The following is a 16,810-nucleotide window of genomic DNA, read 5'->3' as shown; positions in this document are numbered from 1 at the left end:
CGCCGGCGCGGGGTGCGTGCATGACGGATATCCAGACGGTCATCGAGCACGCGCTGGACGACCGTGAACTGGTCTACACGCGGCACGCGGGTGCCGGTGGTGGCCTGCCGGGACTCATCGTGGAGCTGCCGGGGGAACGCAAACTCAAGACCAACACCCTGCTGAGCATCGGTAAGCATTCGGTGCGGGTGGAGGCGTTCGTCTGCCGTAAACCCGACGAGAACTTCGAGGGCGTCTACAAGTTCCTACTGAAACGCAACCGCCGGCTCTACGGGGTGTCCTACACCTTGGACAACACCGGTGACATCTACCTCGTCGGCCGGATGTCGCTGGAGTCGGTGACCCCCGATGAGATCGATCGGGTGCTCGGACAGGTGCTCGAGGCCGTCGACCAGGATTTCAACACGTTGCTGGAGTTGGGTTTTTGCACCTCCATCCAGAAGGAGTGGGAGTGGCGGGTATCGCGGGGCGAGTCGCTGAAGAACCTGGAGGCGTTCGCCCACCTCATCGACGATGAAGGTGATCGGGGCGCGTGAGAGACTGACCCCATGGCTGAATCGACCCTGATCCTGCTTCGTCACGGCGAGAGCGAATGGAACGCGCTGAACCTGTTCACCGGCTGGGTGGACGTCGATCTCACCGAGAAAGGCCGGGCCGAAGCGGTTCGCTGCGGTGAGCTGCTGCGGGAACAGGGGGTGCTGCCGGATGTGCTGTACACCTCGCTGATGCGCCGCGCCATCACCACGGCAAACCTGGCTCTGGACGCCGCGGATCGGCACTGGATCCCCGTGCACCGCGATTGGCGGCTCAACGAACGGCACTATGGCGCGCTGCAGGGCCTCAACAAGGCCGAGACCAAGGAGAAGTACGGCGAGGAGCAGTTCATGTCGTGGCGGCGCAGCTACGACACCCCGCCGCCGGCAATCGAGAAGGGCAGCGAGTTCAGCCAGGACGCCGATCCGCGCTACGCCGATATCGGTGGCGGACCGCTGACCGAGTGCCTGGCCGACGTGGTGGCCCGGTTCGTGCCTTACTTCGAACAGACCATCGCCCCCGATATTCGGGCCGGTAAGACGGTGTTGATCGCGGCGCACGGCAACTCGTTGCGCGCTCTGGTCAAGTACCTCGACGGGATCTCCGACGAGGACATCGTGGGACTCAACATTCCCACCGGCATCCCGCTGCGCTACGACCTCGACGAGAACCTGAAGCCGATCGTTGCCGGCGGCACCTACCTCGATCCGGAGGCCGCCGCGGCGGGCGCCGCAGCAGTGGCCAGCCAGGGCGCCAAGTAGGTTTGCCCGGCACCGGGCAAGCAGCGGGCGAACAGAAGCTGAACTCAGGTTAACGTGAATGAAACACCTGGATGTGAGTCTGTGACTTGTCCCGATTTGGCCGCACGCTGCTGGGATGGCGTTCACTGAAGTGCGTACGATTTTCGCGTGAGTGTGCTTTCGGCAGTCATCGTCGTCGGGGTAGGTGCCCTGGCAGCCTTGACTGCCGGCATCTCCATCGGTGTCTATTTGGTCACCCCGCTGCTCGAGCGGCGCAAGCGCGTCGCGGCGCTGGCATCGGGCATCACCGTCTCGGAGATGCTGCAGCGCCTGGTCACCCTCGCCCCGGTGGGAATCGTCGTCGTCGACATCTACCGCGACGTGGTGTTCATGAACGAGCAGGCGGCCGAGCTCGGTGTGGTGCGGGACCGCCTGCTCGATGATCGTGCTTGGTCTGCCGCGCAGCGCACCTTGACCACCGGTGAGCCGGGGGTGGTGGACCTGTCCCCGCGCCGGCCCAGCATGTCGGGCCGCTCCGGGCTGTCGGTACGCGGCCAGGTCCGGTTGCTGGCCGAGGACGACACCCGCTTTGCGGTGATCTACGTCGACGACCAATCCGAGCATGCCCGGATGGAAGCCACGCGCCGAGACTTTGTGGCCAACGTCAGCCACGAACTCAAGACCCCGGTCGGGGCGATGGGGGTGTTGGCCGAAGCGCTGCTGTCGTCGCCGGAAGATCCCGAGCTGGTGCGACATTTCGGTGGAAAGGTTCTCTCGGAATCCAACAGGTTGGCCAACATGGTCGGCGAGCTCATCGAGCTGTCCCGCCTCCAGGGCGCCGAACCGGTGCCTGACCTGGAGCCGGTGGACATCGACGGCGTTGTGGCCGAGGCTCTTTCGCGTTACAAAGTGGCGGCCGACAACGCCGACATCGAGATCACCACCGATGCACCGACCGGGTTGCAGGTGCTGGGGAGTCACCCGTTGCTGGCTACGGCATTGGCCAATCTGATCTCCAACGCGATCGCTTACTCACCGCACGGTTCCACGGTCTCGGTGAGCCGGCGTCGCAGGGGCGACAACATCGAGATCGCCGTGACCGATCGTGGGATCGGGATCGCGCAGGCCGATCAGGAGCGGGTGTTCGAGAGGTTCTTCCGGGTCGACAAGGCGCGCTCCCGCGGGACGGGCGGTACCGGCTTGGGGCTGGCGATCGTCAAACATGTTGCCGCCAATCACAACGGTTCGATTCGGGTGTGGAGTCAGCCCGGCACCGGGTCGACGTTCACCCTGTCCATACCGGCGTGGCAGGGCCATGACGATATGGACGACGACGAAAGCCCATCCAGCTAACCCGTTTTGTTCCTGGCTTTGTCCATGACCGAGAGGAAAGATGACGTCGATGACCAGCGTGCTGATCGTGGAGGACGAGGAGTCGCTCGCCGATCCCCTGGCATTCCTGCTGCGCAAAGAAGGGTTCGAGGCCACCGTGGTGGGAGACGGACCTTCGGCTTTGGCGGAGTTCGACCGCGCCGGAGCCGATATCGTGCTGCTGGATCTGATGCTGCCCGGGATGTCCGGCACTGATGTCTGCAAGCAGTTGCGGGCGCGTTCCAGTGTGCCGGTGATCATGGTGACCGCCCGCGACAGCGAGATCGACAAGGTGGTGGGCCTGGAACTGGGGGCCGACGACTATGTGACCAAGCCGTACTCGGCTCGCGAACTGATCGCCCGGATCCGCGCGGTGCTGCGCCGCGGCGGCGAAGCCGACGATCTGGGGCTGGCCGATGGCGTGCTGGAGGCCGGTCCGGTCCGCATGGATGTGGAACGCCACGTCGTCAGCGTCAACGGAAAGCCGATCACGCTGCCGCTCAAGGAGTTCGACCTCCTCGAGTATCTGATGCGCAACAGTGGCCGGGTGCTCACCCGTGGACAGTTGATCGACCGGGTGTGGGGTGCGGACTACGTGGGCGACACCAAGACCTTGGACGTGCACGTCAAACGGTTGCGCTCGAAGATCGAGGCCGACCCCGCAAGCCCGACGCACCTGGTGACGGTGCGGGGCCTGGGGTACAAGCTGGAAGGGTAGCCCGGTCGCCGAGGCGGCGAGGAACGAGCCGGGGAGAGCGGGCTGGGTTGGAAGGGTAGCCCGGTCGCCGAGGCGGATGGGGCGGTTGCTCAGGTGTGTGACTCGGCGGCCCGCGTCGCCGGGTGCACAGCTATCAGTCCCAATCCGCTGCGGCGCTTGCACATTGCGGCAAGTTCCGCGTACGCCTTCTCGCCGAGTAGTTCGGTCAGCTCGGGCTGGTAGGACTGGTACACCTGCTTCTTGCCGACGTGGGCGGCCGGGTCGCTGGTGCAGTACCAGTGCAGGTCGTCGCCGCCGGAACCCCATCCGCGACGGTCGTATTCGCCGATCGTGGTCTTCAGGATCTCCACTCCGTCCGGCCGGGTCACCCAGTCCTGGGTGCGCCGGATCGGCAGCTGCCAGCACACTTCGGGCTTCATGGTCAGCGGTTCCACGCCGAGCTTGAGTGCTTTGGTGTGCAGCGCGCACCCGACGCCGGCCTTGAATCCGGGGCGGTTCAGGAAGATGCAGGCGCCCTTGTACTTCCGGGTGCGCAGATTCGGTTTGTCGTCGTACTCGTCGAGCTCCAGATAACCCTTGCGGCCCAGGCCTTTGTCGCGGAACTGCCAGTCGTCGGCCGTCAGTGTCTTGACGGCGTCGTCGAGCATCGCGCGGTCGTCGTCGTCGGACAGGAAAGCTCCGTGGCTGCAGCAGCCGTCGTCCGGGCGGCCGGAGACGGTGCCCTGGCAGGCAGGGGTGCCGAAAACGCATGTCCACCGCGACAAGAGCCATGTCATGTCGGCGGCGATCATGTGCTCGGAGTTGTCGGGGTCTAAGAACTCCACCCACTCCCTGGGGAAGTCCAGATCCACTTCTCCGGGATGGTCGGGGTGCCAGGCAGTCACGGCATTCCACGGTAGTGGAAAACGGGCGGTGCCGTGGCGCGGGACGTGGCCGTGGCGCACGCCGGCCGGGGTATAGGTTGGGAGCGTGCGATTGGGCGTGCTCGATGTGGGCAGCAATACGGTTCACCTGTTGGTGGTTGATGCGCGCCGTGGAGGGCATCCGACACCGATGAGTTCCACCAAGGCTGCGCTGCGCTTGGCGGAGGCCATCGACACCACGGGCAAGATCACCCGCAAGGGTGCCGACAAGCTCGTCACCACCATCGACGAGTTCTCCCGCATCGCGGCGAGCTCGGGGTGCGTGGAGCTGATGGCGTTCGCCACGTCGGCGGTGCGTGACGCCACGAACTCCGAGGACCTGATCGCCCGGGTGCGGGCCGAGGCCGGCGTGGCGTTGCAGGTGCTCTCCGGTGTCGACGAGTCCCGGCTGACCTTCTTGGCGGTGCGCCGTTGGTACGGCTGGAGTGCCGGACGCATCATCAACATCGATATCGGTGGCGGTTCTCTGGAGCTGTCCAACGGTGTCGACGAGGAACCGGATGCAGCGCTGTCCTTGCCGTTGGGTGCGGGCCGGCTGACCAGGGAGTGGCTGCCCGACGACCCGCCGAGCAGGCGTACCGTCGGCGCGCTGCGGGATTGGTTGGACAGTGAGTTGTCCGATGCCAGCGCGCTCCTGCTGAAAGCGGGCAGCCCGGATCTCGCGGTGGCGACATCGAAGACATTCCGATCACTGGCCCGGCTGACCGGGGCCGCGCCCTCGGGTGCGGGGCCGCGGGTGAAGCGCACGCTGACGGCCAACAGTCTTAGGCAGCTCATAGCGTTCATCTCTAGGATGACCGCGGCTGACCGTGCAGAGTTGGAAGGAGTGAGCAGCGAGCGCGCCCCGCAGATCGTTGCTGGTGCGCTGGTGGCGGAGGCAACCATGCGTGCGTTGTCGATCGAATCGGTGGACATCTGCCCGTGGGCGCTACGTGAGGGGTTGATCCTGCGCAAACTCGACAGCGAAGCAGACGGAACAGCCTTGGTGGAGACCCCGGTGCGGGATGCGCAGGTCCGTGCCGAGGATCGGCGTGAGAACCGGCCGAGAGGCAATAAACGATGACGGGACCACAGGACAGCGACGCCAGCACCCGGCCGATTTCGGTCGCCGAGCTGCTGGCCAAGAACGGCACCATCGGCGCCGCCCCTCCGGGGGGCAGGCGCCGACGTCGGCGCGGTAACAGCGACGCCGTGACGGTTGCCGAACTCACCGGCGAGATCCCGATCGTCACCGAGAGCCCGGTGGACGCCGGCGACACCGCGACGGTCGAGGGCAGTCCCGTCGTCGCGGCCGAACCGCCCACCAGCAACCCGGCCGAGGAGAGCCGCCCGCCGCAGCGTCCCGAGCTGGCCGATGTGCCGGTTGCCCGGCGCGGTCCCGCCACGAAGCCGGAGCGCAGCCACTACCCGATGGTGGCCCGTAAAACCGATCAGCGCAGCGCCGAGATGATGAGCCCCGACCCGCTGGTCGACGACGCCATCGTCGCGGAAGCGACCGTCGAGGATGCCATCGACGAGGACGCCGCCGTCGCGGAGACCATTGGCACGGCGGACACCGCGGTCGAGGAGCTTGTCGGGCAGCCCGACGAGCTCGGAATCGGCGCTGCCGGGGCCACCGGCGATGACTCTTATCTGCAGACGTATCTGCGGGCCACCAGCGGTCCGCTGTTCGGCGGCCAGACGGTGGCCGACGATCTGGCACGGCGCGGCTCCGAGGACAGCGATCCGGTGGTCGGTGACGATCTCGAGGTCGCCGAGGCTCTCGAGGTCTCCGACTCCGATTCGGCCGGCGAGGTGCGTGTTGTCGACGCCGGCGACCTGGCGGAGCGCCCGACGCGACGCCAGCTGGCGGTGCGCGGCCTGCTGATCGCGGTCCAGTCCATCGTGGCAGTGGCCTTCGGTGCCGGGCTGTTCATCGCCTTCGACCAGCTGTGGAAGTGGAACAGCATCGTTGCGCTGGTCCTCGGCGTGCTGGTCATCCTCGGTCTGGTCGTCGGTGTCCGCATCGTGCGCAAGACCGAGGACATCGGCAGCACGCTGACCGCTGTCGCCGTGGGCGCCCTGGTGGCCTTCGGCCCGTTGGCGCTGTGGCAAGCCAGCTGAGCACCCGCTAGGCGATCACCCGGTGCGCCCAGCGATCAAGGTCGGACTTTCCACGGCCTCGGTTTATCCCTTGCGGACCGAGGCCGCCTTCGAGTACGCCGCGCGGCTGGGCTACGACGGTGTGGAGTTGATGGTCTGGGCCGAGACCGTCAGCCAGGACATCGCGGCCATCGAGACGCTGTCGGCCCGCTATGACGTGCCGGTGCTCTCGGTGCACGCGCCGTGTCTGCTGATCTCGCAACGTGTCTGGGGAGCCAACCCGATCTCGAAACTCGAACGTAGTGTCCGTGCCGCCGAACAGCTCGGCGCCCAGACCGTCGTCGTGCATCCGCCGTTCCGGTGGCAGCGACGGTATGCCGAAGGGTTCACCGAGCAGGTGGCCAAGCTGGAGGCGGGCAGCGACGTCCTGGTGGCGGTGGAGAACATGTTCCCGTTCCGGGCTGACAGGTTCTTCGGTACCGGTCAGTCGTCGATCGAACGGATGCGTAAGCGCGGTGGTGGGCCGGGCGTCGGCATCTCGGCGTTTGCCCCGTCCTACGATCCGCTCGACGGGGGCCATGCCCACTACACCCTGGATTTGTCCCACACCGCCACCGCCGGCACCGATGCCCTCGAGATGGCGCAGCGGATGGGTGAGGGACTGGTGCATCTGCATCTCTGCGACGGCAGCGGTGCGTCCACCGATGAGCACCTCGTACCCGGCCGGGGTGACCAGCCGACGGTGGAGATCTGCCAGATGTTGGCGGCTAGTGACTTCTCCGGGCACGTGATCCTGGAGGTCACCACCTCCGGTGCCAAGTCGGTGGAGGAGCGGGAGAGCCTGCTGTCCGAGTCGCTGACGTTCGCCAGAACGCACCTGCTGCGGTGACGTGTTTGCCGCTGCTCTCCGGCGCCCAGCCGCACGGCGGTATCCACCCGCGGAACGCCTGAACTTCCCGTGCCGCGGCCGCTGGGCCCCATTCCGGCGTGCGCCTCGACGGGTCCGTGCCTCCTGTTCGGTGTCCGCGGTCACTGTGCTCGCGCTCACCCTGCCTCGTGGCTCGGGGTGGTCTGGGAGCGCATTAGGGTTCCGGCATGGCAAGAATTGCGATAATCGGTGGCGGCAACATGGGCGAAGCGCTGCTGGCAGGCCTGTTGCGGGCCGGCCGGCAGGTGAAGGATCTCGTGGTGTCCGAGCGCTCGCCCGAGCGCTCCAAATACCTCTCGGAGAAGTACTCGGTGCTTGTCACCTCGGTACGCGAAGCCGCCGAGCATGCTCAGTACGTTGTGATCGCGGTGAAACCGACGGATGTGGAGTCGGTCATCGACGAGGTCGCCGAGGCGGCGTCTGAGGCTGACAGCGATGCTGCCGAGCAGCTGATCGTGTCGATCGCTGCGGGCGTGTCCACGGCGTACTACGAGTCCCGGCTGCCGGCCGGTTCGCCGGTGGTGCGGGCCATGCCGAATGCTCCCGCTCTGGTGGGTGGGGGAGTGACCGCGATCGCCGGTGGACGCTTCGCCTCCGCCGAGCAACTCCGCGAGGTTTCGGTGCTCTTCGATTGTGTCGGTGGGGTGCTGACGGTGGCAGAGAGTCAGCTGGACGCGGTCACCGCGGTATCGGGGTCGGGCCCTGCCTATTTTTTCCTCATGGTGGAGGCTCTGGTCGACGCCGCGGTCGATGCCGGACTGCATCGGTCGGTGGCCACCGACCTCGCCGTGCAGACCATGGCAGGCTCGGCGGCGATGTTGCTGGAGCGCATCGACGACGGGCGCCGAGAGGCCGCGCAGGCCGCGGTGCCGGGCCTCGGGTCCGGTGTGGACACCACGGCTGCTCAGCTACGCGCGACTGTCACCTCGCCGGGGGGGACCACGGCGGCCGGGTTGCGCGAGCTGGAGCGGGGAGGTTTGCGGGCAGCGGTGGCCCAAGCCGTCACCGCGGCAAAAACGCGCTCTGAGCAGCTCGGAATTACACCCGAGTAGTTCAGGCAATTTCCAGGGAATACCCCACACCCGTCGCAGTAACCCCATCTGCCCCGCTATTCTCCTCGTTGTAAGCGCGTGTTCGTACCAGCGGTGGGGAAGCCGCTGGAACTGGCCGTGCCTGATTGATTGGGTTGCGATGACGTCTATGAACGGGCCGTCGGCACGAGATGCAGGCAGTGGTAAGCGGGACGGTGGCGCCAGTGATGGCCAGCCTGCTGCCAGAGCTCAATTCCTCACTGTCGCCGAAGTAGCTGCGCTGATGCGGGTCAGCAAGATGACGGTGTACCGACTCGTGCACAACGGCGAACTGCCGGCAGTGCGTGTTGGACGCTCGTTCCGCGTTCATGCCAAAGCGGTCCACGATCTGCTGGAGACGTCGTACTTCGACGCAGGTTGATCGGAGGCCGGAATCAGGGTCTCGGAGCGGCTGTGAGCGGCTCTTTTCGGCCCTGTTTTCCGTAGAAGGCCACCCTTTCGGTAAGGTGGCCGGGTTCAGTCGTGTCGGTGAACGCGCCGCAGAGCGCGTGGTAGTAGGCAGCGGAGTACATGGGTTCAGTCATCAAGAAGCGCCGCAAGCGCATGTCGAAGAAGAAGCACCGCAAGCTGCTTCGTCGTACACGGGTGCAGCGCAGAAAACTCGGTAAGTAAGTCCACCAACGAGTGCGGGTCCGCAGGGGCCCGCACTCGTTTTCTGTGGCGTCTTCTGTGCGCCGGGTTTGTGTTTCCTGGCGGTAGTTCGGTAGTCGTGCCGGGTGCGTGACCGGCCGGTAATCTAGCTGAATGGAATCGGGCGGCGACGGTAACACCGACGGAGCCAAGAGTCCGGTACACCCGCCCAACGTCGTGTTGGTCACCGGGGCATGCCGGTTTCTGGGTGGCTATCTCACCGCTCGACTCGTCTCCGATGAATCCATCGAGCGTGTCATCGCCGTTGACGCGGTGGCGCCCAGCAAGGACATGCTGCGCCGAATGGGCCGGGCGGAATTCGTCCGCGCCGATATTCGAAACCCCTTCATCGCCAAAGTGATTCGTAACGGCAAAGTGGACACCGTGGTGCATGCCGCTGCTGCCTCCTACGCTCCGCGCTCAGGAGGGCACGCGACGTTGAAGGAGCTCAACGTCATGGGCGCCATGCAGTTGTTCGCCGCCTGCCAGAAGGCGCCGTCGGTGCGTCGGGTGGTGTTGAAATCCACCTCCGAGGTCTACGGCTCCAGCCCCCATGACCCGGTGCTGTTCACCGAGGGCAGCAACAGTGTGCGCCCGCCGCGGGACGGCTTCGGCCGCGACAGCATCGATATCGAAGGTTATGCCCGCGGCTTGTCGCGCCGTCGCCCCGACATCGCGGTGACCCTGCTGCGGCTGGCCAACATGATCGGTCCGGCGATGGACACTGCGTTGTCGCGATACCTGGCCGGCCCGGTGGTGCCCACCGTCGTGGGCCGTGACGCGCGTCTGCAACTGCTACACGAACAGGACGCGCTCGGCGCTCTGGAACACGCCACGGTCGCCGGTAAGCCGGGCACCTTCAACGTGGGCGCCAGCGGCATCATCATGATGTCGCAGGCAATCCGTCGGTCGGGTCGGTTGCCGATGCCACTGCCGACGATCGGGGTGCGTGCGATGGATTCGCTGTTGCGCGCCGCCGGCGGCGCCGAGCTCAACCGTGACCAATTGGCGTACATTAGTTATGGCCGGGTCATGGACATCACACGGATGCGCACCGAGCTCGGATACGAACCCAAATGGACGACGTTGGAAGCCTTCGACGACTACGTCCGTGGGCGAGGTTTGACTCCGATTGTCGACGCGCGGTGGGTACGCTCGGTGGAGAGTCGTGCCGTGGCAGCGGCGCAGCGGTGGGGGGCCTAGCGATGTATTCAACCATGCGGGGAGGGGGTGGTCATGGCAAGTGGTGAGCCCAAAGCGAAAGTCATACCGCTGCACAGCAATTCGAGTCGTGCGATGACATCCCGGCGGGTCGGGCTGCGTGCTGATGCCGCGCGCCGGCACCCATCCCTGCTCTCCGATCCGAACTCACATCCATCGGCCGAAGAGTTCGCCGCAGTGGTCCGAGACATTTACGCCCGTCGCGGCGCGACCAGCGCTGCGGACGCCGGGTCCGTCGCCGATTTCGACACCGCCGACATCCCCAACGAACTCGCGCAGCGTATTGCCGCGGTCGCTGAATTCGCCCGGAAGAGACTGACCGGCGACTATGTCGTCGACGAATTCGGCTTCGACCGTCACCTCAACGACGCGGTGTTTCTGCCGTTGCTGAGATGGTTTTTCCGGTCCTGGTTCCGGGTCGAGGTCAGCGGTATCGAGAATCTGCCGGAAACGGGCGCCGCCCTGGTGGTGGCCAACCATGCCGGGGTGCTGCCCTTCGACGGCCTGATGGCTTCGGTCGCCGTCCACGACCACCACCCCGCGCACCGGGACCTGCGATTGCTGGCTGCCGACATGGTGTTCGACATACCGGTGCTGGGCCACGCGGCGCGTAAGGCCGGGCACACCATGGCATGCACGGCGGATGCACACCGGCTGCTGGCCGGAGGTGAGCTGACGGCGGTTTTCCCGGAGGGGTACAAGGGGCTGGGCAAGCAGTTCAAGGACCGCTACAAGTTGCAGCGGTTCGGCCGCGGCGGGTTCGTCTCGGCGGCGCTGCGCACCAAGGCGCCCATCGTGCCGTGTTCGATCGTCGGCTCCGAAGAGATCTACCCCATGCTCACCGATGTGAAGCTGCTGGCGCGGCTGCTGGGTCTGCCGTATTTCCCTGTGACACCGCTGTTTCCGCTCGCGGGTCCGTTGGGGCTGGTGCCCTTGCCGTCGAAGTGGCACATCGCTTTCGGCACGCCCATCCCGACGGCCGATTACGACGATGCCGCTGCCGATGACCCAATGGTCACCTTCGAACTGACCGACAACGTTCGCGAGACCATCCAGCACACGCTGTATCAACTGCTGGCCGGCCGACGGAACATGTTTTTCGGCTGAGACCTGCCGGGCGACGATGCCGCGAGGTACGAGCGGGGGAGGAGAGCCTCAGCCCTTGGTCAGGGTGAACTGGCAGACGTCGGTGTAACCCTCGGTGAACAGCTCCGCGCAGCCCGTCAGATATCGCATGTACCGGTCGTAGATCTCTTGTGACTGGATGGCGATGGCCTCGTCCTTGCGGGCTTCCAGCGCGTCCGCCCAGATCCGCAGCGTGCGCGCGTAGTGCATGCGCAGCGGCTGAACCCGCTGCACGGTGAAACCGGCCTTGACGGCGTGGCCCTCGACGTCGGATACGAACGGCAGCCGTCCGCCCGGGAAGATCTCGTCCATGATGAACTTGAAGAACTTCAGCTTTGTCATGGTCAGCGGCAGGCCGCGATCGGCGAACTCGGCGTCGCTGGGCTTGACGATGGTGTGCAGCATCATCACGCCGTCGTCGGGCAGCACCTTGTATGCCTTCTCGAAGAAAGCGTCGTAGCGGTCATCCCCGAAGTGCTCGAACGCGCCGATCGAGACGATCCGGTCGACGGGTTGATCGAACTCTTCCCAGCCCTGCAGCCGCACTTCAGCGCTGCGCCCGGACTGCTTCACCGCATCCGAGTCCGTCAGCATCTGCTGTACATGGCCATGCTGGTTCTCGCTGAGCGTCAGGCCGATGACATTTACGTCATACTTTTCCACCGCGCGATGGATGGTGGCGCCCCAGCCACATCCGACATCGAGCAGTGTCATGCCCGGCTTCAGATCGCATTTGCCGAGTGAGAGGTCGATCTTGGCGATCTGTGCCTGTTCCAGCGTGTAGTCGTCTTCTTCGAAGTAGGCGCAGCTGTAGGTCTGAGTGCGGTCCAGGAACAGTCGAAAGAATTGGTCGGACAGGTCGTAATGCGTCTGCACGTCCTGAAAATGAGGGGTGAGGGCACTGCCTGGTAGTCGTTCGCTGGCCTGGGGCATAGGCGCCGACACTATGCTCCGACGATCCTCGATGCAATTGCCGCAACCTGTGCATCGGTGTCCGCCTCGCTCACAGCTTCTCCCAGCATGGTGACCACCGTGGTCAGCACCGGCAAGCCGTCGCCATCGGTGACTTCGCTGCGCAGTTCGGCGATCACGGCGCCGTGGGACTCCGTCACCGAGTCCAGGTAGGAATCGAAATACAGTTTGTCGCCGACGACGATCGGTCGGTGGAACTTCAGCTTCTGATCGCGGTGGATCACCCGCGCCAGATTGATGCCCACGTCGAACTGTTTGAACATTTCCAGCTGAACCCGGCGCCCGGCGACCGCGATGAACGTCAGGGAGGCCACCAGGTCGTCGTGGCCGAGCTCTTTTGCCGTCTGCGGGTCGAAGTGCGCGGGATGGTCGTCTTTGATCGCGGCGGCGAATTCGCGGATCTTTTCCCGGCCGACCACAAAGTAGTCGTCGTAGCGGTAATGCGTGCCGATGATCTCTTCAGCAATGGCCATAGCGGGTGACGCGTCCTTTGCACTGGTGTTCAGCGGCGCAGCCTATCAAGCCCGGCACTAACGTCGTCGTGACGCGACCGCAGCCAGCGCCCCACCGGCGGCCCCGAGGGCCAGTGCGGAGGGGACGCCGATCCGGGCGGCTTTCCGTGCGGTGCGGAAATCGCGGATCTCCCAGCCACGCTCACGGGCCAGGTCCCGCAGATCGGTGTCCGGGTTGATCGCCACCGCGGTGCCGCACAGGGTGAGCATCGGCACGTCGTTGTAGCTGTCCGAGTAGGCGGTGCAGCGTCGCAGGTTGAGACCTTCCCGGATGGCCAGTGCCCGCACCGCGTGGGCCTTCCCGGTGCCGTGCAGGATTTCGCCGACCAGCCGGCCGGTGAACACACCGTCGACGGATTCGGCGACGGTGCCCAGCGCCCCGGTCAACCCGAGACGGCGGGCGATCGTCGAGGCCAGCTCGTAGGGCGTCGCGGTGACCAGCCACACCTGCTGACCGGCGTCCAGGTGCATCTGGGCCAGCGCCCGGGTGCCGGGCCAGATCTTGTCGGCGATGATGTCGTCGTAGATTTCCTCGCCGAGCGCCACCAGCTCGGCTGTCGGCCGACCCTCGATGAAGGCCAGCGCCTTGCGTCTGCCCTCGGCTACGTCGTCGCTGTTCTCCCGGCCGGTGAGCTGGAACTTGGCCTGCGCATAGACGAAGCCCACGACATCGCTGTAGGTGAAGTACTTGCGGGCGGCCAGACCGCGGGCGAAGTGCACCAACGACGAACCGTGTACCAGCGTGTTGTCCACGTCGAAGAACGCGGCTGCGGTCAGATCCGGGGGCGGCGGGAGGGGCTGGTCGGCTTCCGGGGGCAGCACGGCGGCTTCGTCCTCCGAGAGGCCCTGCGTGCCGCGCTCGGCGCTGGCCTCGCCCGCGACTCCCTGTGCACCGTCATCGTGGCGCCCGAGCATCGCGGACCCCCTTCCTGCGCTACCGTCCGCAGCATCACCCTACTGACCGGGCCGGGACCTCGGCGCGAGTGGGAGACTAATCCGGTGAGTCGGGCACAGGTGGAATTGCTGACGCGGGATGGCTGCAGTATCTGCGTACGGGTCCGGGAGCAGTTGGCCGAACTGTCGGGCGAACTGGATTTCGACCTGACGACCGTCGATGTCGACGCCCTGGCCGCCGCGGGAGACAGTGCGCTGCGGGCCGAATTCGGGGACCGGCTGCCGGTGGTGCTGCTCGACGGTGTCGAACACAGCTACTGGGATGTCGACGAGCCTCAGTTACGTGCCGACCTGGCAGCCAGGAATACGTGACGTACGGCGCTTGATTTGGTGTGCCCGCACCGTAACGATTACCGTGAATGACGGTTTGTGCTGTGGTTGGCAAGAACATTTCACCGTTGGCGGCAAGGGAGCGTGCTGGGTGATTCCTCGATTGGTGGCATGTCTGTGAGTGTCTTGCTTTTCGGGGTGTCGCATCGCAGCGCACCGGTGTCGGTTCTGGAGCAACTCTCCACCGACGAGTCCGACCAGGCCAAGATCATCGACCAGATGTTGCAGTCACCGTTGGTGTCGGAGGCGATAGTGCTCTCGACCTGCAACCGGGTCGAAATATATGCCGTCGTCGATGCCTTCCACGGCGGCCTGTCGGTGATCGGGCAGGTGCTCTCCGAGCACTCCGGGATGTCGATGGGCGATCTGACCAAATATGCCTACGTCCGGTATGCCGAGGCGGCCGTCGAACACATGTTCTCGGTGGCCTCAGGGTTGGATTCGGCCGTCATCGGTGAGCAGCAGGTGCTCGGCCAGGTGCGCCGCGCCTACGCCTCCGCCGAGGCCAACCACACCGTGGGCCGGACTTTGCACGAGTTGGCCCAGCGGGCGCTGTCGGTGGGTAAACGGGTGCATTCGGAGACCGGTATCGACGCCGCGGGCGCGTCGGTGGTTTCGGTGGCGCTCGGCATGGCCGACGCCCGACTCGACGGGTTGTCGGGGCGTACGGCTGCGGTCATCGGCGCCGGTTCGATGGGTGCGCTGTCGGCCGCCCATCTGGTGCGGGCCGGTATCGGCAGGGTGCATGTTCTGAATCGGTCGATGCCGCGGGCGCACCGCCTGGCCGAGAATCTGTGCGAACAGGGCGTCGACGCCCGCGCATTCAGTCTTGACGAAGTTGCCGTCGCGCTCGGTGACGTCGACGTGGTGATCAGCAGTACCGGCGCGGTGCGCCCGGTGGTGTCGCTGGCCGATATCCACCACGCGCTGGCTCACCGTTCGGGTGCCGGAGAAAACCACCAGTTGGTGATCTGCGATCTGGGGATGCCCAGGGATGTCGATGTGGCCGTGGCGGGTCTGCCCGGCGTGTGGCTGGTCGACATGGACCGGATCCAGCGGGAGCCCTCGGCGAGGGCAGCCGCCTCCGATGCCGACGCCGCCCGCCGGATGGTGGCGCTCGAGGTTGCCAACTATTTGGCCGGCCAGCGGATGTCGGAGGTCACCCCGACTGTGACCGCACTGCGTCGGCGGGCCGCCGATGTGGTGGAGGCCGAGTTGCTGCGGTTGGACAATCGGTTGCCGGGGCTGGAGGTCGCACATCGCGACGAGGTGGCAAACACGGTGCGCCGGGTTGTGGACAAGCTGTTGCACGCTCCCACTGTCCGTGTCAAGCAGTTGGCGAGTGCCCCGGGTGGCGACAGCTATGCCGAGGCGCTGCGCGAACTTTTCGAGTTAGATCCGACGGCTGTCGACGCGGTGGCATCGGCTGGCGAATTGCCGCTGATACCAACCGATTACGACGGCCCACAACCTGAGGTGGCCGAATAGGTCTTGGTGGATACCAACGCCGTGATCCGCATAGGTACCCGTGGCAGTCTGCTGGCGACGACGCAGGCCGGGACCATCCGTGACGCCCTCATCGCAGCGGGGCACCCTGCCGAGTTGGTGATCATTTCCACCGCAGGGGACCGATCGTCGGCGCCGATCGCCGAGATCGGGGTCGGGGTGTTCACCGCCGCCCTCCGCGAGGCGATCGCCGACGACGAGGTCGACATGGCTGTGCACTCCTACAAGGATTTGCCGACCGCGCAGGACCCCCGCTTTGTCATCGCTGCGGTACCGCGCCGTGCGGACCCTCGCGACGCCCTGGTGTCCCGTGACGGGCTGGTGCTGGGGGAGTTGCCGGCCGGCTCGACGCTCGGCACATCGTCCCTGCGGCGGGCTGCGCAGCTTAGAGCACTGGGTCTCGGTTTGGAAATCCGCCCCCTAAGAGGCAACCTAGATACCAGGTTGAACAGGGTAAGCAGTGGTGATCTGGACGCCATCGTGGTCGCTCGAGCGGGGTTGGCTCGCATCGGACGCCTCGAGGTTGTCACCGAGACGCTGGAGCCGGTGCAGATGTTGCCGGCGCCGGCTCAGGGGGCACTGGCACTGGAATGCCGCGCCGGTGATATCGACCTGGTGAATACGTTGGCGTTGTTGGACGACGTAGACACCCGGGTCGCGGTCACCGCAGAGCGAACCTTGCTCGCCAAGCTGGAGGCAGGCTGCTCCGCACCGGTAGGCGCGATCGCTGAAGTGGTCGAGTCAATCGATGAGGACGGCCAGGTCTTCGACGAACTGTCGTTGCGTGGATGTGTGGCGGCGGTGGACGGATCCGACGTGATCCGCGCATCCGGTATCGGCGCTCCCGGCCGGCCCGACGAGCTTGGGCTCTCGGTGGCCACGGAGTTGTTGGAACTGGGTGCGCGCGAACTCATGTCGGACACGCGATGAGAGCAGGAGTCACGCATGACCTCCCTATCTAGTGGTCGAGGCCGCAAGGCGAAGCCAGGACGCATCCTGTTTGTCGGTTCAGGACCCGGGGATCCGGGCCTGCTGACAACGCGGGCGCGCTCCGTGCTGGTGAACGCGGCGCTGGTGTTCATCGATCCAGATGTGCCCGAACCAGTGCTGGCGCTCGCCGGCTCCGAGCTGCCGCCGGCTTCTGGCCCGGCGCCGGCGCCGGAGAAGCGCAGC

At 65.9% G+C, this 16,810-nt stretch carries 20 protein-coding genes; 16 read left to right on the top strand and 4 right to left on the bottom strand.

Annotation, left to right across the window (positions count from 1 at the left end; genetic code table 11):
- Positions 1-20: 20 nt before the first annotated feature.
- From WBB07_RS17220 to regX, 4 genes are all read left to right on the top strand, one after another.
- Entirely contained in the window at positions 21-536 is a 516-nt protein-coding gene (locus WBB07_RS17220) for a YbjN domain-containing protein (protein WP_526309612.1), read from the top strand.
- A gap of 12 nt (positions 537-548) precedes the next feature.
- Positions 549-1,295 (top strand): phosphoglyceromutase, encoded by a 747-nt coding sequence (locus tag WBB07_RS17215; RefSeq protein ID WP_526309610.1) that lies wholly within the window; start codon positions 549-551, stop codon positions 1,293-1,295.
- A 147-nt stretch (positions 1,296-1,442) separates the two neighbouring features.
- On the top strand, positions 1,443-2,627 hold the full coding sequence (locus tag WBB07_RS17210; protein WP_526309609.1) for a sensor histidine kinase: 1,185 nt from the start codon (positions 1,443-1,445) through the stop codon (positions 2,625-2,627).
- A gap of 49 nt (positions 2,628-2,676) precedes the next feature.
- Positions 2,677-3,363 carry a two-component sensory transduction protein RegX gene (gene regX, locus WBB07_RS17205; protein WP_526309608.1) on the top strand — a complete coding sequence of 229 codons (687 nt, stop codon included), beginning with the start codon at positions 2,677-2,679 and terminating at the stop codon, positions 3,361-3,363.
- Positions 3,364-3,452: 89 nt separating this feature from the next.
- Here regX and WBB07_RS17200 read toward each other — a convergent pair whose 3' ends face one another.
- Positions 3,453-4,247: a DUF3109 family protein gene (locus tag WBB07_RS17200; protein WP_526309607.1), complete on the bottom strand. Its 795-nt coding sequence runs from the start codon at positions 4,245-4,247 to the stop codon at positions 3,453-3,455.
- 85 nt (positions 4,248-4,332) lie between these two features.
- Between WBB07_RS17200 and WBB07_RS17195 the strand changes: the two genes are divergently transcribed.
- From WBB07_RS17195 to WBB07_RS17160, 8 genes are all read left to right on the top strand, one after another.
- On the top strand, positions 4,333-5,349 hold the full coding sequence (locus WBB07_RS17195) for a Ppx/GppA family phosphatase (protein WP_526309606.1): 1,017 nt from the start codon (positions 4,333-4,335) through the stop codon (positions 5,347-5,349).
- The gene (locus WBB07_RS17190; RefSeq protein WP_526309605.1) at positions 5,346-6,389 is read left to right on the top strand and encodes an Rv0497 family membrane protein; all 1,044 of its coding nucleotides are present in this window, start codon (positions 5,346-5,348) and stop codon (positions 6,387-6,389) included. Before WBB07_RS17195 ends, WBB07_RS17190 begins: the two co-directional genes overlap by 4 nt.
- 22 nt (positions 6,390-6,411) lie before the next feature.
- Positions 6,412-7,257, top strand: coding sequence for a sugar phosphate isomerase/epimerase family protein (locus tag WBB07_RS17185; protein ID WP_526309604.1), 846 nt, complete (start codon positions 6,412-6,414; stop codon positions 7,255-7,257).
- 206 nt (positions 7,258-7,463) lie between these two features.
- Positions 7,464-8,348, top strand: coding sequence for a pyrroline-5-carboxylate reductase (gene proC / locus WBB07_RS17180; RefSeq protein ID WP_526309603.1), 885 nt, complete (start codon positions 7,464-7,466; stop codon positions 8,346-8,348).
- 139 nt (positions 8,349-8,487) lie between these two features.
- On the top strand, positions 8,488-8,748 hold the full coding sequence (locus WBB07_RS17175; RefSeq protein ID WP_526309602.1) for a helix-turn-helix domain-containing protein: 261 nt from the start codon (positions 8,488-8,490) through the stop codon (positions 8,746-8,748).
- A gap of 149 nt (positions 8,749-8,897) precedes the next feature.
- The gene (locus WBB07_RS17170; protein ID WP_003402602.1) at positions 8,898-8,999 is read left to right on the top strand and encodes a 30S ribosomal protein bS22; all 102 of its coding nucleotides are present in this window, start codon (positions 8,898-8,900) and stop codon (positions 8,997-8,999) included.
- Positions 9,000-9,131: 132 nt separating this feature from the next.
- Positions 9,132-10,220 carry an SDR family oxidoreductase gene (locus WBB07_RS17165; RefSeq protein ID WP_526309601.1) on the top strand — a complete coding sequence of 363 codons (1,089 nt, stop codon included), beginning with the start codon at positions 9,132-9,134 and terminating at the stop codon, positions 10,218-10,220.
- A gap of 33 nt (positions 10,221-10,253) precedes the next feature.
- Positions 10,254-11,345 (top strand): lysophospholipid acyltransferase family protein, encoded by a 1,092-nt coding sequence (locus WBB07_RS17160; RefSeq protein ID WP_526309600.1) that lies wholly within the window; start codon positions 10,254-10,256, stop codon positions 11,343-11,345.
- A gap of 48 nt (positions 11,346-11,393) precedes the next feature.
- Here WBB07_RS17160 and WBB07_RS17155 read toward each other — a convergent pair whose 3' ends face one another.
- The 3 genes from WBB07_RS17155 to WBB07_RS17145 are packed head-to-tail and all read right to left on the bottom strand — an operon-like array spanning position 11,394 to position 13,762.
- A complete protein-coding gene (locus WBB07_RS17155; protein WP_526309599.1) occupies positions 11,394-12,296 on the bottom strand; it encodes a cyclopropane mycolic acid synthase family methyltransferase in 903 nt (300 codons plus the stop codon).
- Between the two features lie 11 nt (positions 12,297-12,307).
- Complete coding sequence (locus WBB07_RS17150; protein WP_526309598.1) at positions 12,308-12,808, bottom strand: FAS1-like dehydratase domain-containing protein; 501 nt, start codon at positions 12,806-12,808, stop codon at positions 12,308-12,310.
- A gap of 57 nt (positions 12,809-12,865) precedes the next feature.
- Positions 12,866-13,762 carry an HAD family hydrolase gene (locus tag WBB07_RS17145; protein ID WP_526309597.1) on the bottom strand — a complete coding sequence of 299 codons (897 nt, stop codon included), beginning with the start codon at positions 13,760-13,762 and terminating at the stop codon, positions 12,866-12,868.
- An 84-nt stretch (positions 13,763-13,846) separates the two neighbouring features.
- Between WBB07_RS17145 and WBB07_RS17140 the strand changes: the two genes are divergently transcribed.
- The 4 genes from WBB07_RS17140 to WBB07_RS17125 all read left to right on the top strand — a co-directional run.
- Positions 13,847-14,113 (top strand): glutaredoxin family protein, encoded by a 267-nt coding sequence (locus WBB07_RS17140; RefSeq protein ID WP_526309596.1) that lies wholly within the window; start codon positions 13,847-13,849, stop codon positions 14,111-14,113.
- Positions 14,114-14,248: 135 nt separating this feature from the next.
- Positions 14,249-15,619, top strand: coding sequence for a glutamyl-tRNA reductase (locus WBB07_RS17135; protein WP_526309595.1), 1,371 nt, complete (start codon positions 14,249-14,251; stop codon positions 15,617-15,619).
- 21 nt (positions 15,620-15,640) lie between these two features.
- A complete protein-coding gene (hemC, locus tag WBB07_RS17130; RefSeq protein ID WP_526309611.1) occupies positions 15,641-16,567 on the top strand; it encodes a hydroxymethylbilane synthase in 927 nt (308 codons plus the stop codon).
- A 15-nt stretch (positions 16,568-16,582) separates the two neighbouring features.
- Positions 16,583-16,810: SAM-dependent methyltransferase (locus tag WBB07_RS17125; protein WP_526309594.1), on the top strand; the 228-nt coding region annotated here is incomplete at its 3' end.

Source organism: Mycobacterium sp., assembly GCF_049647605.1.
In the GTDB taxonomy this organism is placed as follows: Bacteria; Actinomycetota; Actinomycetes; order Mycobacteriales; family Mycobacteriaceae; genus Mycobacterium.
Note: the sequence above shows the minus strand (reverse complement) of the source record. Positions and strands in the feature narration are given on the sequence as shown.